The sequence below is a fragment of the Phenylobacterium sp. genome (assembly GCF_004799515.1).
Taxonomy (GTDB): Bacteria; Pseudomonadota; Alphaproteobacteria; order Caulobacterales; family Caulobacteraceae; genus Phenylobacterium.
On record NZ_SSMX01000014.1, the window covers coordinates 25,442 to 41,734 of the forward strand.

At 69.5% G+C, this 16,293-nt stretch carries 15 protein-coding genes; 5 read left to right on the forward strand and 10 right to left on the reverse strand.

Annotated elements, in window-relative coordinates:
* Positions 1–223 precede the first annotated feature (223 nt).
* The 3 genes from E8A49_RS05880 to E8A49_RS05890 are packed head-to-tail and all read left to right on the forward strand — an operon-like array spanning position 224 to position 3,810.
* A complete protein-coding gene (locus E8A49_RS05880) occupies positions 224–1,768 on the forward strand; it encodes an acetyl-CoA acetyltransferase (protein WP_293377522.1) in 1,545 nt (514 codons plus the stop codon).
* A gap of 9 nt (positions 1,769–1,777) precedes the next feature.
* Entirely contained in the window at positions 1,778–2,347 is a 570-nt protein-coding gene (locus E8A49_RS05885; RefSeq protein WP_293377525.1) for a histidine phosphatase family protein, read from the forward strand.
* Positions 2,348–2,364: 17 nt separating this feature from the next.
* Positions 2,365–3,810 carry an NAD(P)H-hydrate dehydratase gene (locus E8A49_RS05890; protein ID WP_293377528.1) on the forward strand — a complete coding sequence of 482 codons (1,446 nt, stop codon included), beginning with the start codon at positions 2,365–2,367 and terminating at the stop codon, positions 3,808–3,810.
* A 62-nt stretch (positions 3,811–3,872) separates the two neighbouring features.
* On the opposite strand, the gene E8A49_RS05895 is transcribed toward E8A49_RS05890, so the two are convergent.
* The 7 genes from E8A49_RS05895 to E8A49_RS05925 all read right to left on the reverse strand — a co-directional run bounded on the left by E8A49_RS05895 (position 3,873) and on the right by E8A49_RS05925 (position 11,254).
* The gene (locus E8A49_RS05895; RefSeq protein WP_293377531.1) at positions 3,873–6,893 is read right to left on the reverse strand and encodes a TonB-dependent siderophore receptor; all 3,021 of its coding nucleotides are present in this window, start codon (positions 6,891–6,893) and stop codon (positions 3,873–3,875) included.
* 285 nt (positions 6,894–7,178) lie between these two features.
* On the reverse strand, positions 7,179–7,643 hold the full coding sequence (locus E8A49_RS05900; RefSeq protein ID WP_293377534.1) for an Lrp/AsnC family transcriptional regulator: 465 nt from the start codon (positions 7,641–7,643) through the stop codon (positions 7,179–7,181).
* Between the two features lie 164 nt (positions 7,644–7,807).
* Entirely contained in the window at positions 7,808–8,125 is a 318-nt protein-coding gene (locus E8A49_RS05905) for a hypothetical protein (RefSeq protein ID WP_293377537.1), read from the reverse strand.
* A 47-nt stretch (positions 8,126–8,172) separates the two neighbouring features.
* Entirely contained in the window at positions 8,173–8,397 is a 225-nt protein-coding gene (locus E8A49_RS05910) for a hypothetical protein (protein ID WP_293377540.1), read from the reverse strand.
* Positions 8,398–8,578: 181 nt separating this feature from the next.
* Positions 8,579–9,604, reverse strand: coding sequence for a DUF2891 domain-containing protein (locus E8A49_RS05915; RefSeq protein ID WP_293377543.1), 1,026 nt, complete (start codon positions 9,602–9,604; stop codon positions 8,579–8,581).
* Positions 9,585–10,556, reverse strand: coding sequence for a DUF979 domain-containing protein (locus tag E8A49_RS05920; protein ID WP_293377546.1), 972 nt, complete (start codon positions 10,554–10,556; stop codon positions 9,585–9,587). The genes E8A49_RS05915 and E8A49_RS05920 overlap by 20 nt, the downstream gene beginning before the upstream one ends.
* The gene (locus E8A49_RS05925) at positions 10,553–11,254 is read right to left on the reverse strand and encodes a DUF969 domain-containing protein (RefSeq protein ID WP_293377550.1); all 702 of its coding nucleotides are present in this window, start codon (positions 11,252–11,254) and stop codon (positions 10,553–10,555) included. Before E8A49_RS05925 ends, E8A49_RS05920 begins: the two co-directional genes overlap by 4 nt.
* Before the next feature lie 86 nt (positions 11,255–11,340).
* Between E8A49_RS05925 and E8A49_RS05930 the strand changes: the two genes are divergently transcribed.
* Positions 11,341–11,466 carry a hypothetical protein gene (locus E8A49_RS05930; protein WP_293377553.1) on the forward strand — a complete coding sequence of 42 codons (126 nt, stop codon included), beginning with the start codon at positions 11,341–11,343 and terminating at the stop codon, positions 11,464–11,466.
* Between the two features lie 307 nt (positions 11,467–11,773).
* Positions 11,774–12,922, forward strand: a complete 1,149-nt coding sequence (locus E8A49_RS05935) for an NAD(P)/FAD-dependent oxidoreductase (RefSeq protein WP_293377556.1) — start codon at positions 11,774–11,776, stop codon at positions 12,920–12,922.
* A gap of 62 nt (positions 12,923–12,984) precedes the next feature.
* On the opposite strand, the gene rsmA is transcribed toward E8A49_RS05935, so the two are convergent.
* From rsmA to E8A49_RS05950, 3 genes are read right to left on the reverse strand one after another with little or no spacing between them, the layout of a single operon-like run.
* Complete coding sequence (gene rsmA / locus E8A49_RS05940) at positions 12,985–13,818, reverse strand: 16S rRNA (adenine(1518)-N(6)/adenine(1519)-N(6))-dimethyltransferase RsmA (RefSeq protein WP_293377559.1); 834 nt, start codon at positions 13,816–13,818, stop codon at positions 12,985–12,987.
* Between the two features lie 11 nt (positions 13,819–13,829).
* Positions 13,830–14,888: a 4-hydroxythreonine-4-phosphate dehydrogenase PdxA gene (pdxA, locus tag E8A49_RS05945; RefSeq protein ID WP_293377562.1), complete on the reverse strand. Its 1,059-nt coding sequence runs from the start codon at positions 14,886–14,888 to the stop codon at positions 13,830–13,832.
* A 7-nt stretch (positions 14,889–14,895) separates the two neighbouring features.
* The gene (locus E8A49_RS05950; protein ID WP_293377565.1) at positions 14,896–16,251 is read right to left on the reverse strand and encodes a peptidylprolyl isomerase; all 1,356 of its coding nucleotides are present in this window, start codon (positions 16,249–16,251) and stop codon (positions 14,896–14,898) included.
* Positions 16,252–16,293: the final 42 nt, after the last annotated feature.

The window sequence follows — 16,293 nt, forward strand, 5'->3', positions numbered from 1 at the left end:
CGCCCCCCTTGATTGGACCTGCGCGGTCGGGGCGACGGAGCATGGCTGGGTGGGGCCTCACAAGCGCGGTTGCGGGGCGGGCAGGGACGGGCGGGCCCCAAAGCGGTCGGCGCCCAAACTCAAGGCGCCACGAGATCAAAAAACGGTCAATGCCGAATTGCCTTCAAGAGCACGGTTCGGGCGCCTAGGATCGGTCGCCTGAGTGGTCGGAGATGGGTGAAGCATGGACGGCAGGACGCCGGTTCTGATCGGGGCGGGTCAATTCACCTATCGGGGCGATCCGGGCGAATCGCCGGCGCCGACGGCTTTGCTGAAGATTGCGGCGGAACGGGCGGCGGCGGACGCGGGCCTGGGTGCGGGAGGGCTGGCGGCGATCGACGGTCTGGCGGTGGCGGGCTTCACCATCGACGCGCCGGGCTCGCGGCGGGGCATGATCCCGCATTCGAGCAACCCGCCGGCGAACCTGGCCAAGGTCTTAGGCGCCGCACCGGCCTGGGCGGTCTATTCTCACATGGGCGGCAACACGCCCCAGCAGCTGGTCAATGTCATCGCCGAGCGCATCGCCCGGGGCGAGACGGACCTCGCGCTGGCGGTCGGCTGCGAGTTCCTCGGCTCAGCCATGAAGCGGCTCACCCAGGACCTGGGCTTTGACGACTGGCGGGTCGAGGAAGACGAGGACCTACCGGCGCCGGAGCGCATTGGCGACCCGCGCCCCGGCGTCACGCCCTACGAGGCGCGCAACGGCCTCGACCGGCCGATCAACATCTATCCGCTGTTCGAGAACGCGCTGCGCGCCCGCGACGGCCGGTCGGTCGCGGATCATCAGGCGAGGCTCGGGCGGCTGTTCGCGCCGTTCACGCAAGTTGCGGCCAGGAACCCCGAGGCCTGGTTCCCGACCGCGCGCACCGCCGAAGAGCTCGTCGAGGTCTCCGAGAAGAACCGGATGATCGGCTTTCCCTATCCGAAGCTGCTCAACGCCATCATGGAGGTCGACCAGTCCGCCGCGGTGATCCTGGCCAGCGCCGACAAGGCCCGCGAGCTGGGCGTGCCAGAGGATAGGTGGGTCTATCTGCACGGCTGCGCCGACGCCGCCGACCTCTGGTATCCGCTGGACCGCCAGAACTTCCATTCCAGCCCGGCCATGCGCTTGACCGGCAAGCTGGCGTTGGAGATGGCCGGGATCGACCTGGGTCAGGTGGGCTTCATCGACCTCTACTCTTGCTTCCCTGTGGCGGTGGAGATCGGGGCGGAGGCGCTGGGCCTGGCGCTGGACGACCCGCGCGGCCTGACGGTGACCGGCGGGCTGCCCTACGCCGGCGGGCCAGGCAACAACTACGCCATGCACTCCATCGCCGCGATGGCCGGCAAGCTGCGCGCCGCGCCCGACGCCTATGGCCTGGTCACCGCCAACGGCTGGTATCTGACCAAGCAGTCGACCGGGATCTATTCCCGCTGCAGGCCCGACCGGCCCTTCGAGCGGCAGAACCCCAAGCTTCTGCAGGCCGAGATCGACGCCCTGCCGCATCCGCCCGTCACAGAGGCGCCGCAGGGGCCCGGCAAGATCGAGACCTACACCGTCGTCCATCGCCGCGAGGGGCCGTTCATGGGGATCGTCATCGGTAGAGACGAGGCCGGACGCCGCTTCGCCGCGGTGACCCCGGACGATCCGGCGGTGCTGGCCGGGCTGGAGCAGGGCGAGCAGGTCGGTCGTCCCGGCCGGGTGACCGCCGGCGCCGACGGCCACCCCAACCGCTTCGTCCCAGACTGAGGAACCCCGATGGCCCGCCTCTACCTGATCCGCCACGGCAAGCCCTCCGCCACCTGGGGCGGGGACGACGACGATCCGGGCCTGGATGAAACCGGCCGCGCCCAGGCGACCGCGGCTCGCGATTGGCTGATGGCCCTGCCGCCGGACGAGCGGCCGACCAAGGTGGTGAGCTCGCCCCTGCGCCGCTGCCGCGAGACCGCCGAGCCCACCGCCCAGGCTCTGGGCGTATCCATTGAGGTCGACCCTCGGGTGGGTGAGATTCCGACGCCGGCGGCGCTGTCGCTCGAGGAACGCGGGCGCTGGCTGCGCACGTCCTTCGCCGGGACCTGGGCGGAGATCGAGGGCGACCTGGACTATGACGCATGGCGGCGCGAGATCGCCCGCTCGCTGATCGTGCGGGGAAACACGGCCGTCTTCTCGCACTATGTGGCGACGAACGCGGTGGTCTCCCATCTGCTAGATGACCCGAAGGTGCTGGCGTTCCGGCCGGATCACGCCTCTATCACCGTGCTGGAGACCGACGGCGACACCCTTTCTCTGGTCGAGAAGGGCCGCGAGGCGACGACCGGCGTGCTTTAAGATGGGATGCTAATCAGTTGAGCGTACGCCAAATCCTGACTGTGGCCGAGATGGGACGCGCCGATGCGGCGGCGACCGCCGCCGGCACGCCCGGCCTGACGCTGATGGAGCGCGCCGGGACCGCGGTGGCCGACGCCGTCTGCGCCCGCTTCCCGCGCCAGGCCACCACCGTGCTCTGCGGGCCGGGCAACAACGGCGGCGACGGCTATGTGGCCGCGCGCGTGCTGAAAGACCGCGGCTGGCCCGTGGAGGTGCGCACCCTGGGCGAGCCCGCCACCCAGGACGCCCACGCGGCCAGCGCCCGCTGGGACGGCGTCGCCAAGCCCCTGAACGGCGTGCTGGAGCCCGGGGTCTGGATCGACGCCCTGTTCGGCGCGGGCCTCTCGCGCCCGCTCGACGGCCCAGCCGCCGCCGCCGCCCTGCGCATGGCCGAGGCGCCGGAAAAGGTGGTGGCCGTCGACGTGCCGAGCGGCGTCCCCGGCGACACCGGCAAGCCCCTCGGCCCGGCCGCCTGCGCGGCGATCACCGTCACCTTCCACGCCAAGAAGCCAGCGCATCTGCTGGAGCCCGGACACGGCCGCTGCGGCGAGGTCATCGTCGCCGACATCGGCCTGGCGCCCACCGACAGCAAGACAGTGGAGAACGGGCCGGAGCTCTGGCTGCCGCGCTTCCCGTGGCCAACCGCCGCCTCGCACAAGCACGCCCGAGGCCGCCTGGTGGTGGTGAGCGGCGAGGCCTGGCAGACCGGGGCGGCGCGGCTGGCGGCGCGCGGGGCGCTGCGCATCGGCGCGGGCCTAGTGACAGTGCTGTCGCCGCCCGAGGCCCTGCCGATCAACGCCGGCCACCTCGAGGCTGTCATGCTGAAGCCCTTCGAGACCGACCTGGAGCTCGAGCAGGCCGCCAAGGACGTCGACGCCGCGGTGATCGGCCCGGCCGCCGGCGTGGGCGAACCCACCCTGCTGAACGTCCTGGCGCTGGCCCGCACCGGCGCGGCCCTGATCCTCGACGCCGACGCCATCACCGTCTTCCGCGAGGATCCCGACGAGCTCTTCTCCCTGCTCGACCGCGACGACGTGCTGACGCCGCATCCCGGCGAGTTCGAGCGCCTGTTCCCGGGCCTGCTGGCGAGTTCTCCTGAGCGGATCAGCGCGGCGCGCACGGCGGCCGAGCGGGCAGGGGCCGTGGTGCTGCTGAAGGGCTCCGACACGGTGATCGCCGCGCCGGACGGTCGCTGCGCGGTGAACGGCAACGGCTCGCCCTGGCTCGCCACCGCCGGCTCTGGCGACGTGCTGTCGGGCTTCATCGGCGGGCTGGTGGCGCAGGGCATGGAGAGCTTCGAGGCCGCCTGCGCCGGCGCCTGGATCCACGCCGAGGCCGCCGAGGCCCATGGCCCGGGGCTGATCTCCGAGGATCTGCCGGGCCTCGCCCCCACGGTGCTGCGCCGCCTCTTCGACGAGCGCTGACGCCCAAAGAGAAGGGCGGCGGATCGCTCCGCCGCCCCCATCCTTGGACTCCGGGCTTCGTCCTAGAAGTCGGCCGTCAGGCCCACGAAGAAGAAGCGGCCGAGCGCGTCGTAGACCTGCGGGAAGGTGTTGCCGTTGCAGGTCGTACCCGGGCAGTTGGTGCCCACCAGCGGCGGGTCGTCGTCCAGCACGTTGTTCACGCCCACCCGGAAGTTCAGGTTGTTGTGGACCGTGAAGTTCGCGGTCAGGTCCAGGTAGTTCTGGGCCGCGAGGTTCTTTTCGTTGGGCAGCTGGTTGGCCGGGTTGTTGAGCAGCGGGTTGGACGAGTAGGCGTCCAGGCTCACCCCGCCGAAGTAGCGCCATTGGGCCGAGAGGCTCAGGCTCTTGAACCAGTCGCCGTACGAGTACGGCGTGTTCCAGGTGACCCGCATCTTGTGGCGCCATTCCGGAGCCGGGGCCCCGTTGGTCGCCGTGCCGCTGCAGATCACGCCGTAGAGGCCCTTACAGTCATAGGAGGGGCCGCCCGGCAGGGGCTGGGTCTGCAGGCTGTCCAGCCAGGTGCCGACGAAGTTCGCCGAGACCGAGCCATTGTCGCCCAGGCCCAGGGTGGACAGGTCGATCCGGTAGTTGACGTTGAAGTCGACGCCGGTGGTCTTTAGCGAGCCGGTGTTCAGCGTGGTGTCCTGCACGAAGCCCTGGTTGCTCAGGAACAGCGAGCCGTTGGCGTCGCGGTGCACCAGGTTGCAGAAGGTCGGGCTGTCGGTGGCGAGGCACTGGTTGAGGATCAGGGTCGCGCCGATGCTGGCGATGAACTGGTCGACCTTGATGTTGAAGTAGTCGACCGACATGTTCAGGCCGGGCGCGAAGCTCGGCTGCCAGACGACGCCCGCGGTGTAGGTGTCGCTGATTTCCGGCTTCAGGTTCGGGTTGCCGCCGAGCTCGCCGTTGTACTGGTTGGCCGGGTTGGGCTCGATGGCCAGCACCTGCGCGGTGGTCAAGTGGAAGACCGAGGCGCATTTGGCGACCAGCGGGTTGGCGGCGCTGAGGCCGGCGCAGGGGTCGGCCGAGCCGTCCAGCACCACGTTCTGCGGCGCGAACAGTTCGATCACGTTCGGCGCGCGGACGGCGCGGTTGTAGCCGGCCCGCAGGCGGAACCCGTCGATGATCTCCCACTCGCCGGACACCTTGTAGGTGTTGGTGTCGCCGACCGAGGAGTAGTCCGAGAAGCGGTAGCCGAGCTCCAGCGACACGTCCTTGGCGAAGGGCATGTCGCTGATCAGGGGCACGCGGGCCTCGCCGAACAGTTCGTAGACGTCGAAGCCGCCGTTGACCGGGGGCGCCGCGCCGCCGTTGCCGTTCACCAGGCCGTTGTTCGACAGGAAGTCGGCCACCGTATCCAGGTGCTCGCGGCGGTACTCGGCGCCGAACGCCACGCCCACGCCTTCCGACGCCCACGGGCTCTTGACTCCGTAGTCGGCCAGCTTGCCGGTGAAGGCCAGGCTGACCACGCGTTCGTTGGTGTCGGCGTTGTTGAAGCTGTTGATCGACAGGAACTTGATCGCCGCGGGCGAGATGAACTGGCTGGTGAAGATGTTCAGCGGCACGCAGCCCGTGTCGGCCCCGGGCGCGCACTGCGGACCGTTCGGACCGTTGACGACGTTCAGGGCCTGATTGATGCGGGTGGTGTCGAAGTTGCCCGATTGCTGGTTGTGCACTTGGACGGCGCCGTACTGCATGTAGCCGTCGTAATTCCAGTTCTTGCCGAGATCGCCCTTCATGCCGACGACGATCCGGTAGTCGGTGTGCCGGAAGTTGGTCAGGCGGCCGGTCTGTTCCTGCGGCAGCAAGCGGCGGGCGACGATGCCCGAGAAGGTGCCGCCGGGGTTGCTGGCGCAGGTGCCGCCGCCGGTGGCCGCCGTGGCGGTCAGCAGGCCGGCTTCCTGGGCGCTCAACAGCGGGTTGGCGCAGTTGATGTTGAAGGTGCCGGCGAAGATGCCGCCCGAGGCGATCTGGGCCTGCGAGACGTCGTCCATGAACATGGTGTCCATGTAGACGGTGGCCCACGGCGCGATCTCATAGTGGGCGAACGCGCCCAGGTTGTAGCGCTCGTCCGGACGCAGGAAGAAGTTGGCGGGGCCGAAGTTGAACACGTCCGTCGAGACGCGCGGGCGGAAGGTGTTGAAGGTGGTCGGGTCGACCAGGAAGTTGCCGACGCGGGCCGGGAACGCCGTGCCGGACCCCGAACAGGCGAACCCGGCGGCCACGGTGGAGGCCAGCGTACAGGCGCTGAAGTCGCGGCTGCCTTCCAGGATCGGGTTGTTCTGGCGGTAGGTGGCGTAGGCGGTGATGTTGCCCTTGCCGTCCGGCGCGTTCGAGCCCAGCACCAGGCTGACCTCCGAGCCCTCGCCGTCCGTGACGCTGCTCGGCGGCAGGGCGAACTGCGAGGGGATGATGGCGGTCTTGGCCGCGGTATTCAGGGCGTTCTGACCGACCGAATTGCCGTTGTCGTGCTGGTAGCCGTTGTATTCCGCGTCGATGCGCACGCCTTCGAAGTTGTGCAGCATCACGAAGTTCACCACGCCGGCCACGGCGTCGGCGCCGTAGGTCGCCGAGGCGCCGCCGGTCAGCACGTCAACCCGCTCGACCAGGGCGGCCGGGATGAAGTTCAGGTCGGCCGCGGCGCTGGTCGAGTTGGGGTCGCCCGGCATGACGCGGCGGTTGTCGATCAGCACCAGGGTGCGCGAGGGGCCGAGGCCGCGCAGGTTAACCGAGGCGGCGCCCGTCGCGCCGTTGGTGATCGAGGAGCCTTGGCCCGCGAACACCTGCGGCAGGCTGTTGGTGATGTCCTCGATGCGGGTCACGCCCTGGGCCTTGATGTCGGCGTTGCCGACCGTGGTCACCGGCGCGATCGAGGTCAGGTTCGGCGACGGGATACGCGTCCCGGTCACCACGACCTCGGAGACCTGACCGCTGGTGGCGTCATCCGCGGCCGCCGCGGCCTGGGTGGCGGAAAGGCCCAGCAGGGCCACGCCGCAAATCATCGAGGAGGCCAACAGGCGCTCCCGGGTGCTTTGGATTTTCAAGGTCAACTCCTCCAGCGGCCGCACCCCTTAAGGAGCCGGCCGACCCCCAACAAAACGAGTCCCAGCGCGCCTCACGGAGACGCCGGTTACGCTGGAGTTACTTATCGCTGAACGAGCCGGTCAACGTAGATGTCGGCCGCAACAAGGTAATGTCGTCTACGTGTCTCGAATTGGACACAAAAATAGAAGTATTCGATAATGACTATACTATAGTCGAATCTGCATGCATCTGCATATGGCGACCCTGAGCGAGGCTGTGAATAGGGCGGGAGACAGGCGAGGCGCCTACAGCGGGATGGCGGTGGTGAACTTCACGCGCTTCTTGACGAAGCTGGCCTCGTAGCGGCGGACCGCCGGGTGGCTGGCGATGTTGGCGTCGGTGAAGGCGTTGAACTCCTCCATGCCGCGGAAGATCGCGATGCAGGAGATGTCGTAGGCGCCGGAGACCTCCATGCAGACCTGCACTTGCGGCGAGCGGGCCAGGTGCGATCGGAACTCGTTCACCGCCGAGGGCGAGTGGCGCTCGAGCTGAACCATCATCACCACCGAGATGCGCTCGCCCACCTGGCCCGGCTCGATGATCGAAACGTCGGCGGCGATAACGCCCTCGTCGCGGTACTGCCGGATGCGGCGCAGGATCGCTGACGGCGACAGGGGCACGCGCTCGGCGAGCGCCTGGGCGGTGGCCTGGTTGTTCTCCTGCAGCGCGGCCAGGATCTGCACATCCAGGCGGTCGAGTGGATAGGCCATAACGGTTCACGTTCCCCAAGGATCGGGAACCAACCACAAGATTCGACGGTGCGACAGTTAACTTGCGTTCATCTGGCGTAACATAGTGACATTTAAGTATTCGATCATGGGTTTGTTGCGACTGTGCATGAACCTTCCGGCCAGAAAACCTGCAAGTCCTGCCATCAGCCGGTGTAGTCGATCGGCACCGCCCTACGGATGCTGGCGTCCAGCCGGTCGCGCAGCGCGCGGCCCTGGTCGGTCAGATGCACCACGTGGCTCCGCCCATCGCTGGGGTTCAGGAAGGCGTCAACCAGGCCGAGCGCCGGCGGCTGGGCCCAGTCGGAACCCGGTCTGCCGAGCGAGCGCAGGCTGCGCGAGGCCGTCGACTGGGTGAGGCCGGCCACATAGGCCAGCTCTTGCACGCTCAGGCCCTCGTTCTCGCAGACATAGAGGAAGGCCACGATCTCGTTGACGCTGATGCGGGCATCGAGCGCCTTCAAGGCGAGGATCGCCTCGAGCAGGGAATCCCTTGGTCGCAATCTCGGGCCTAGTCTTCGGCGTAGCGGTTCAGGGCGCCGGTGGCCGCGGCGCGCGGCAGGGCGCGGGTCAGCGGCAGGGCCCGGCGCTGGCGGCGCTCGCGCATGGCCAGGGTGGCCTCGGGATAGGCGTCGCGCACCAGCTTGAGGATGTCCTCCAACCGCTTCTGGTGATCGGCCGCCTCGATGTAGTCGCCGACGTTCAGTTCGACAGAGATCTGACCGCACAGTTTCATAGCCGTCCTCGCAAGCGAAGCTGTCCCGCTGTCCAAAAACCTAGGCTGATCCGGATGCGGTTTTGCCGTTATCCGCGTAAGCGGCGCGCACAATCGCCGCGTTCTTCAGACGGCTCGCGCTCAAAAAGCGCAACTTTGAGATGTGAAGAAGATGTAATCTGTAATGTGAAGAAAATGTAACCTATCCAATAGCTTCGCCGGCCGTGAGCGCCAGGAGGGCGAAGGACGCCAGCCAATGCTCGCCCATGTAGTCGCCGGCCACGTGCGGCAGGCTGGCGGCCATGTGGGCCTGGGCGGCGGCCTCGGCGACGCCCGCCAGCGGGTCGCCGGCGGGCAAGGACGCGGCGATCTCGCGCCAGCACCAGGCCCGCGAGAGGTTGAGCCCGTCCAGGTGGGCGATCTTGCCGTCGCTGCGGTCGGAGACCTCGGCGGGGATGAACAGGCTGGCCGGCTGGCGGTCGGCCGCGCGCGGCAGGAAGGCCTTGAACCAGGCGGCGAACGCGTCGGCCGGCAACAGGCGGCGCAGGCACTCGGCCTCCATCAAGGTCGCCGAGAGGAAGTCGTCGCCGGACGGCTCCCAGGCCGGCGCGTCGCGGTCGGCCAGGTACCAGGCCCGCGCCTTGTCGGCGAAGAGGTCGGTCAGCGCCGAATCTCCGGCCGCGGCGGCGTAGTCCTGGGCCAGCGCCAGGGCGAAGGCGGTGGAGGAATGCACCCCCGTGCGGATCGGATAGGCCGCCTTGGGCAGGAAGTCGCGGAACCGCTGGGCGAAGGCCTCGGCCAGGGGGCGGTGCGTCGCCGCCCAGGGCGCGTCATGCGCCATCAGCTCGGCCTGCAGCTTCAGGAGCCAGCCCCAACCGTATGGCCGCTCGAAGCCGCGCGAGGATGGCCGGGCCAGGTAGGCGACCTCGGCGGTGACCTTCTCCGCCGTGAAGGCGTCATCGAACAGTGCGCGGATCGCCGCCGCCTCGGGGATGCCGGGCTCCCGCCGCAGCAGGCTCGCCAGCAGCCAGTAGCCATGCACGCAGGAGTGCCAGTCGAAGCTGCCGAAGAAGATCGGGTGCAGGTCGCGGGGGCCCTTCGCGTCGCCGGGGCCGTCCAGAACATGGTCGAGCTTGTTCGGATATTCCCGGGCCACGTGGCCGAGCGCGATGCGGGCGAACTTCGAGGCGGTCTCGGCGGTCAGCCGACTAGCGGAAGGCGAGGACATACATCAGCACCACGTTGACGATCAGCATGAGGAGGGCGGTCGGGACCTGGGCCTTGATCACCGCATAACGGTCGGGGATCTCCAAGAGGGCCGGCGGCACCAGGTTGAAGTTGGCGGCGAGCGGGGTCATCAGCGTCCCGCAGAACCCTGACAGCATGCCGAGGGACGAGACCACCGCCGGATTGCCGCCGAAGTGGTTCACCAGGATCGGGATGGCCACCCCGCCGGTCAGCACTGGGAAGGCGGCGAAGGCGTTGCCCATCAGCATGGTGAAGGCCGCCATCCCCACGCAATAGACGCCGACCGCGGCGAGACGGGTGTCCACCGGCAGGTAGGTGTTGACGAGAAGACCAATTTGATTGCCCACGCCGGCGGTGGCGAAGACCACGCCCAGCGCGGCCAGGTACTGCGGCAGGAGCGCCGCCCAGCTCACCGTATTGGCCAGGCGCTGCCCCTCCCGGAAAGGCGCGGTGGGCGGCTGGCGCAACAGGACGAGGGCGGCGCCAAGCGCGGCGATCACCGCGAGCGCCAGCGAGATCAGCGTCGCCTGTTTCGGATCCATCAGCGGGACGCCGGAGATCCGCATCGGCTTCAAAACCAGCACGCCCATGGCCACCACCAGCGGCAGCACCAGGGCCGGCACGAAGATGCGGGCGCCGAGCCGCTCGGCCGAGGCTTGGCGCTCGGCGGCGGCCAGGCGTTGGGCGGCGTCCGCCGGCCGGGCTGGGCCGCGGCCCACCAGACCCAGGGCGCCCAGCAGCGCCAGGGCCAGGACCAGGACGCCATTGCCCAGATCGCCCAGCCGGTCGCCGGCCAGGAAGCTCAAGCTCGTCAGGCCCCAGAAGGCGGCGTTGCCGAACCTCTTGGGGTTGCCGGCGTCGCGGGCGCTGTAGATCGCGAAGCCTGCGAACATCAACCCCGCCAGCACATAGACGAAGCCGAGCTTGATCACGCTTCGCCGCCCTGGGCGTCGCTTGGCTCCGCGGACCGGGCGTCGCGCGACAGGCGGCGGTCGAAGACGATCAGGCGCGTCGCATGGATCGCCAACGCCGCCAGGGCCGAGGGGATCGCCCAGACCGACAGCCGAATCGGGTCCATCACGATCCCCGCCGAAGTGAGAAAGCCGACCATCAGGAGGACCGCGCCTAGCGCCACGAAGATGTCCTCGCTGAAGAACACCGCCACATTGTCGGTGGCTGCGGCCATGGCGCGGATGGCGTGCCGGGTTTCGTCCGTCGGCGGGCCGTCACGGCGCTCGGCGGCGGCCTCGGCCATGGGGGCGACGATGGGGCGGATGGTCTGGGCGTGGCCGGCGATCGACATCAGGCCCACCGCCGTCGTGGCCTGACGGAAGATCATATAGCTCACCAGCAGCCACCCGACCGAAACCCCGCGCAGCCGCGCGATCACTCGGCCCGCCTGCTCGCGCACGCCGGCCCGCTCCAGCGTCCCCACCAGGGGCAGGACCAGATAGGCGGTGCTGACGAAGCGGTTGTCGTTGAAGGCCTTGCCGAAGGCCGCGATCACCTGCAGCGGCGAGAGGCCGGCGAACCAGCCGCTGGTCAACGCCGCGGCCACCACCACCAGGAGCGGGTTGAGGCGAAGGGCGAAGCCCACGACGATCACGCCCACGCCCAGCAGGATCAGCATCCGGTCCCCTCAACACTCGCCGGCCATAGGAGCGCCTGGAGCCGGTTTCCGCAACGGCGTAGACTGCGGGCCCGAAAGGATCGGCCATGAGCGAACCGCGGGACGACGAAGACCGGGATCCTGTCGAGGAGGCTGGCGAGGAGTCCTTCCCCGCCAGCGATCCGCCGTCCTGGGCCGCACCCCGCCGCGATCCGGACCCGGAACGGCGCTAGGCTGCGCATTCGCAAGGAAACGCGGCGCCGGCGTGGGGCCACGCCGGCGTATCGCCCACATGCGGTGTTGACGGCGCCTGTCTCGGCTCGAACAGACGGGAGGAAGGTTGTTCCTTTCTATCGACTGATGTAATTTCAAGACCGCCGCGAAAAACGACCTCCTAGTCTTGGGCCGTCGAATACACGCCACTCGAGCAACTCGCATGGGTCGGCCAGCGTCTCCGAAATCAGCCGCCTGACGATCTCAGGCAATCACAGCCGTCAGCGGTCACGGCCGCTGCGTGTCTGCGAAGACAGGAGCGCAACAATGAAAGTCCCGATCGCCGTCATCGGCGCCGGTCTTGGCGGCCTGACCCTCGCCCGGATCCTGCATCTTCATGGGATCCGAGCCACGGTCTACGAAGCCGAAGTCTCGGCCAGCGCCCGAACGCAGGGCGGCCTGCTCGACATCCACGACTACAACGGTCAGATCGCCCTGAAGGCGGCCGGGCTCTTCGACACCTTCCTTGGTCTCGTCCGCCCCGGCGAAGACGCCACCCGGGTCGTCGACAAGGACGGCGAGGTCCTGTTCGACCACCCCGGCAGCCCCGCGAGCAGCCGTCCCGAAGTCGACCGGGGCGAGCTGCGGCAGATGCTGATCGACTCGCTTCCTCCGAAAACGATCAGATGGGGCCATAGGGTGACGTCCGTCGCCGCGCGTGGCGACGGACAACACGAGGTCACCTTCGCCAATGGCGCAACGGTCACCTCGGGCCTGCTCGTGGGCGCCGATGGCGCCTGGTCGAAGGTGCGCCCGCTGCTCTCGGACGCGGCGCCCGCCTACACGGGCCTCTCGTTCGTCGAGACCTCGCTCTTCGATGGCGACACGCGCCACGGCGCCAGCGCAGACGCGATCGGCGGCGGCACGCTCATGGCCGTGGCTCCGGGCAAAGGCATCCTGGCGCACCGCTATGCCGACGGGACGCTGCATACCTACGCCGCCTTGAAGAAGCCGGAAGACTGGTTCGACGCCATCGGCTTCAGCGATGCGAGGGCCGCCCTGGCCCAGATCGCGGCGCAGTTCAAAGGCTGGGCGCCGCAGCTCACGGCCCTCATCGCAGACGGCGACACCGATCCTATCCTTCGCCCCATCCATGCCCTGCCGGTCGGCCATGACTGGAAGCGTGCGTCCGGCCTGACCCTACTGGGGGACGCGGCGCATCTGATGTCGCCCTTCTCAGGCGAAGGCGCGAACCTCGCTCTCTATGACGGCGCGGAACTCGCCAAGGCGCTCATCGCTTCGCCCGACGACATCGACGCCGCGCTCGCCGCCTATGAACGCGACCTCTTTCCCCGAAGCGCGGCCGTGGCCGAGGAGACCGCCCAGAACCTGGCGCTGTTCTTCGGCGACGCCGCGCCGCACAGTGTGGCCGCCCTATTCAGCCAATATCTCAGGGACGGCGAGACCGACGCGTAACTCCGTCCGCTCCGTCGGCGTTCGGCAGATGGCTGACGCCGCCAAGTCCCTGAGCGCGCGCCCTAGGCCGACCGCGCCGCCAGCCAGGCGTCCGCCAAGCGTAGGAAGCCGGCCACGTCCACCGTCTCGGCGCGGGCCTGCGGATCGAGGCCGGCGGCTTCGATCAGGGCCTCGCCGCCCAGCGCCTTCAGGCTGGCGCGCAGCATCTTGCGGCGCTGGCCGAAGGCGGCGGCGGTGATCTTCTGCAGGGCGTCGAGGCGGGCGGGCGAGGGGCGCTCGGCCAGCGGGGTCAGGCGGACCACCGCGGACTCCACCTTGGGCGGCGGGGTGAAGGCGCGGGCCGGGACGTCCATGACGATGGCGGCGTGGCTGGTGGCCTGGGCGATCACCGCCAGGCGGCCGTAGGCGTCGCCGTCCACCGGCGCCACCACGCGCTGGGCGACCTCCTTCTGGAACATGAGCGTCATGGAAGCCGGCCGCCAGGGCCCGGTGAGCCATTTGATCAGCAGCGCGGTGCCGACATTGTAGGGCAGGTTGGAGACCACGTGGCCTGGCTGGCCGCCGGTCAGAGCGGCCTCGTCGGCGTCCAGGGCGTCGGCGACCTCCAGGGTGAGCGCGCCGGGCGCGGCGGCGGCCAGGTCTTCCAGCAACGGCCCAAAGCGCGGGTCCTTCTCCACGGCGATGACCTGGGCGCCGGTCTCCAGCAGGGCTCGGGTCAGGCCGCCGGGGCCGGGACCCACCTCGATCACCCGGTCGCCGGCGCCGACCTCCGCCAGGCGGGCGATCTTGCGGGTGATGTTGAGGTCGAGAAGGAAATGCTGGCCGAAGGCCTTCTTGGCCATCAGCCCGTGTTCCGCCAGCACGTCGCGCAGGGGCGGCAGGGTCTCGAGGCTCACCCGGCCCAAGCTCACCCAGTACGGGCCCGTCTCGCCGGAGCAGCGGCGGCGCGGGCCTGGGCTAGTTGGTCGGCGAGGCGGATGGCGGCGATCAGGCTGTCGGGCCGCGCCAGGCCGCGCCCGGCGATGTCGAAGGCGGTGCCGTGGTCCGGCGAAGTCCGCACGATCGGCAGGCCCAGCGTCACGTTCACCCCGCCCCAGAAGTCCAGCATCTTCACCGGGATCAGCGCCTGGTCGTGGTAGAGGCAGATGGCGGCGTCGTAGTGGGCGCGCATCGCCTGTGGGAACAGGCTGTCGGCGGGATGCGGGCCGCTGACCTCGATCCCCCGGTCGGCCAGGATGCGCACGGCCGGACGGACGATCTCGATCTCCTCGCGCCCGATGCCGCCGTCCTCGCCGGCGTGCGGGTTCAAGGCCGCGACCGCCAGCCGAGGCTGCTCGATCCCGAAGTCGCGGCGCAGGGCCTGGGCGGTCACCAGGCCGGTGTTGACGATGGCCTCAATGCTGATCAGGCCCGGAACCTTGGTCAGCGGCGCATGCACGGTGACCAGGGCCACGCGCAGGTCCTGGGCGGTCAGCATCATGACCGGCCCGCGGGCGCCCTCGAAATTCTCGCTCGCGGTGAGCTCGCCCAGGAACTCGGTGTGGCCGGGGAACTTGAAGCCGGCCTGGTAGAGCGGCGCCTTGGCGATGGGGGCGGTGACGACGCCGCTAACGGCGCCGGACAGCGCCAAGCCCACGGCGGTCTCGATCCACTGGATGATCGCCGGCGCCGCGGCGGCGGACGGCTGGCCAGCCACCACCGGGCTCCGCAGCGGCAGGTCGAGGACGGGCAGGGCGTCGCGAAACGCTTCGACCGCCTCGCTAGGGGCCACCACCGATTTGAGGATCGAGCCGCCGCCGCCGGAAGCCGAGGCCAGCGCCTGGCGGTCGCCGATCACCACGAAGGCCGGGCCGAAGTCCCGCAGCGCCGCCCAGGCCTTGACGACGATCTCCGGGCCGACGCCGGCCGGATCGCCCAGGGTGAGGGCTAGGGGCGCGGCCGTTGGCCTGTTCTGGGGCCCGGCCACGCCGCCGTCACCGGTATTCGAGGGTCGCGGAGTTGCGCAGGTCGCGCATGTAGCGCCGCGAGATCATGCTGAGCTGCTCGCCGGTCAGCCGGCTCTCGATCTGATCGTGGTCGATCTGGGCCGCGCCCGCCGCGCGCTTGCCACACACGGCCAGGACGTGCAGGCCGACCTTGGTGCGGATCGGCTGGGACAGCTGGCCTGGCTGCAGGGTCTTGGCGGCCTCGGCGAATTCCGGCAGCAGGTCGCCGGTCTCGGCCTCGCCCAGGTCGCCGGCCACGACGCCCGGGGTCTTGGCGACCGTGGCTTCCAGGGTCTTGCAGTCCTTGATTTCGCTGCGGACGGTTTCCAGCTTGGCCCTGGCGGCGTCGAAATCGGCCTGGGACGCGTCGGCGGGCAGGGCGATGGCGGCCTGCTTCAGGTTGACCAGGGTCTGGCCGGAGCCGGCGCGCTTGTCGCGCAGGTAGATGATGTAGATGCCGTCCTTGACCCGGATCGGCTGGGACAGCTGGCCGGGGCGCAGTTGCTCGAGGGCGGCGTCCACTTCCGCCGGCATGTCGGCGGGGCTCACCCAGCCCGCGTCGCCGCCGGCCGCGGCGGTGGACGAGGAGGAGAACTGCCGCGCCACGGCGGCGAAGGGCGCGCCCTGCTGGATCTGGGCCACGAGCTGGGCGGCGCCCTTGGTGGCCGTCTCCATCCCGCCGGCGCGGCTGGCGTCGATGAACACCTCGCTGATGTCGTACTGCGGCTTGGACGCGTCGGCGATCAGGCGCGCCTGGGTGGCCTTGATCTGGTCCTCGCCGATGCGCAGGCGACTGCCATAGCGGCCGCGGATCCAGCGCTGCCAACTCATCTGGGCGCGGATCTGCTCGAACAGGGTGTCCTGGGCGATGCCCTGGGTCTTCAGCGCGGCCAGGAAGCCGTCGGTGTTCATCTTGTTCTGCTGCGCCATGGACGCGAGTTCGTCCTGAACCTCGTCGTCGCTGGCGATGATGGTCATCTTCTGGTCCTTCTGGACCCGCTTCAGCTCCTGGATCTGAAGCCGCTCGTCGACCAGGGAGACCAGGGCCTGCTGCTGGAATTCCGGCAGGTTCTCCTGGGTGGGCTGCACGCCGGTGGTGGCGATCAAGAGGCGCATGCGCTGCGCCAGATCGTAGGTGGTGATGATCTCGTCGTTGACCATCGCGGCGATCGATTCCGACATCGGACGCATCGGCGTGTAGGTCGGCGGCGGCGCTGTCGAGCGGTCGGTGGTGGGCGCCGTGGAGGCGGGCGTCACCACCGGCGGCGGCGCGCCGACCTCGCCGCGCAGGGCCTGGGCCTGCACGCCGGCGGGCACAGCCAGGGCGAGGAGGGCGGCGCCCATAGCGGCGCCTACCCCCGACGCGGCCCCGGAGCTGGCGACCTT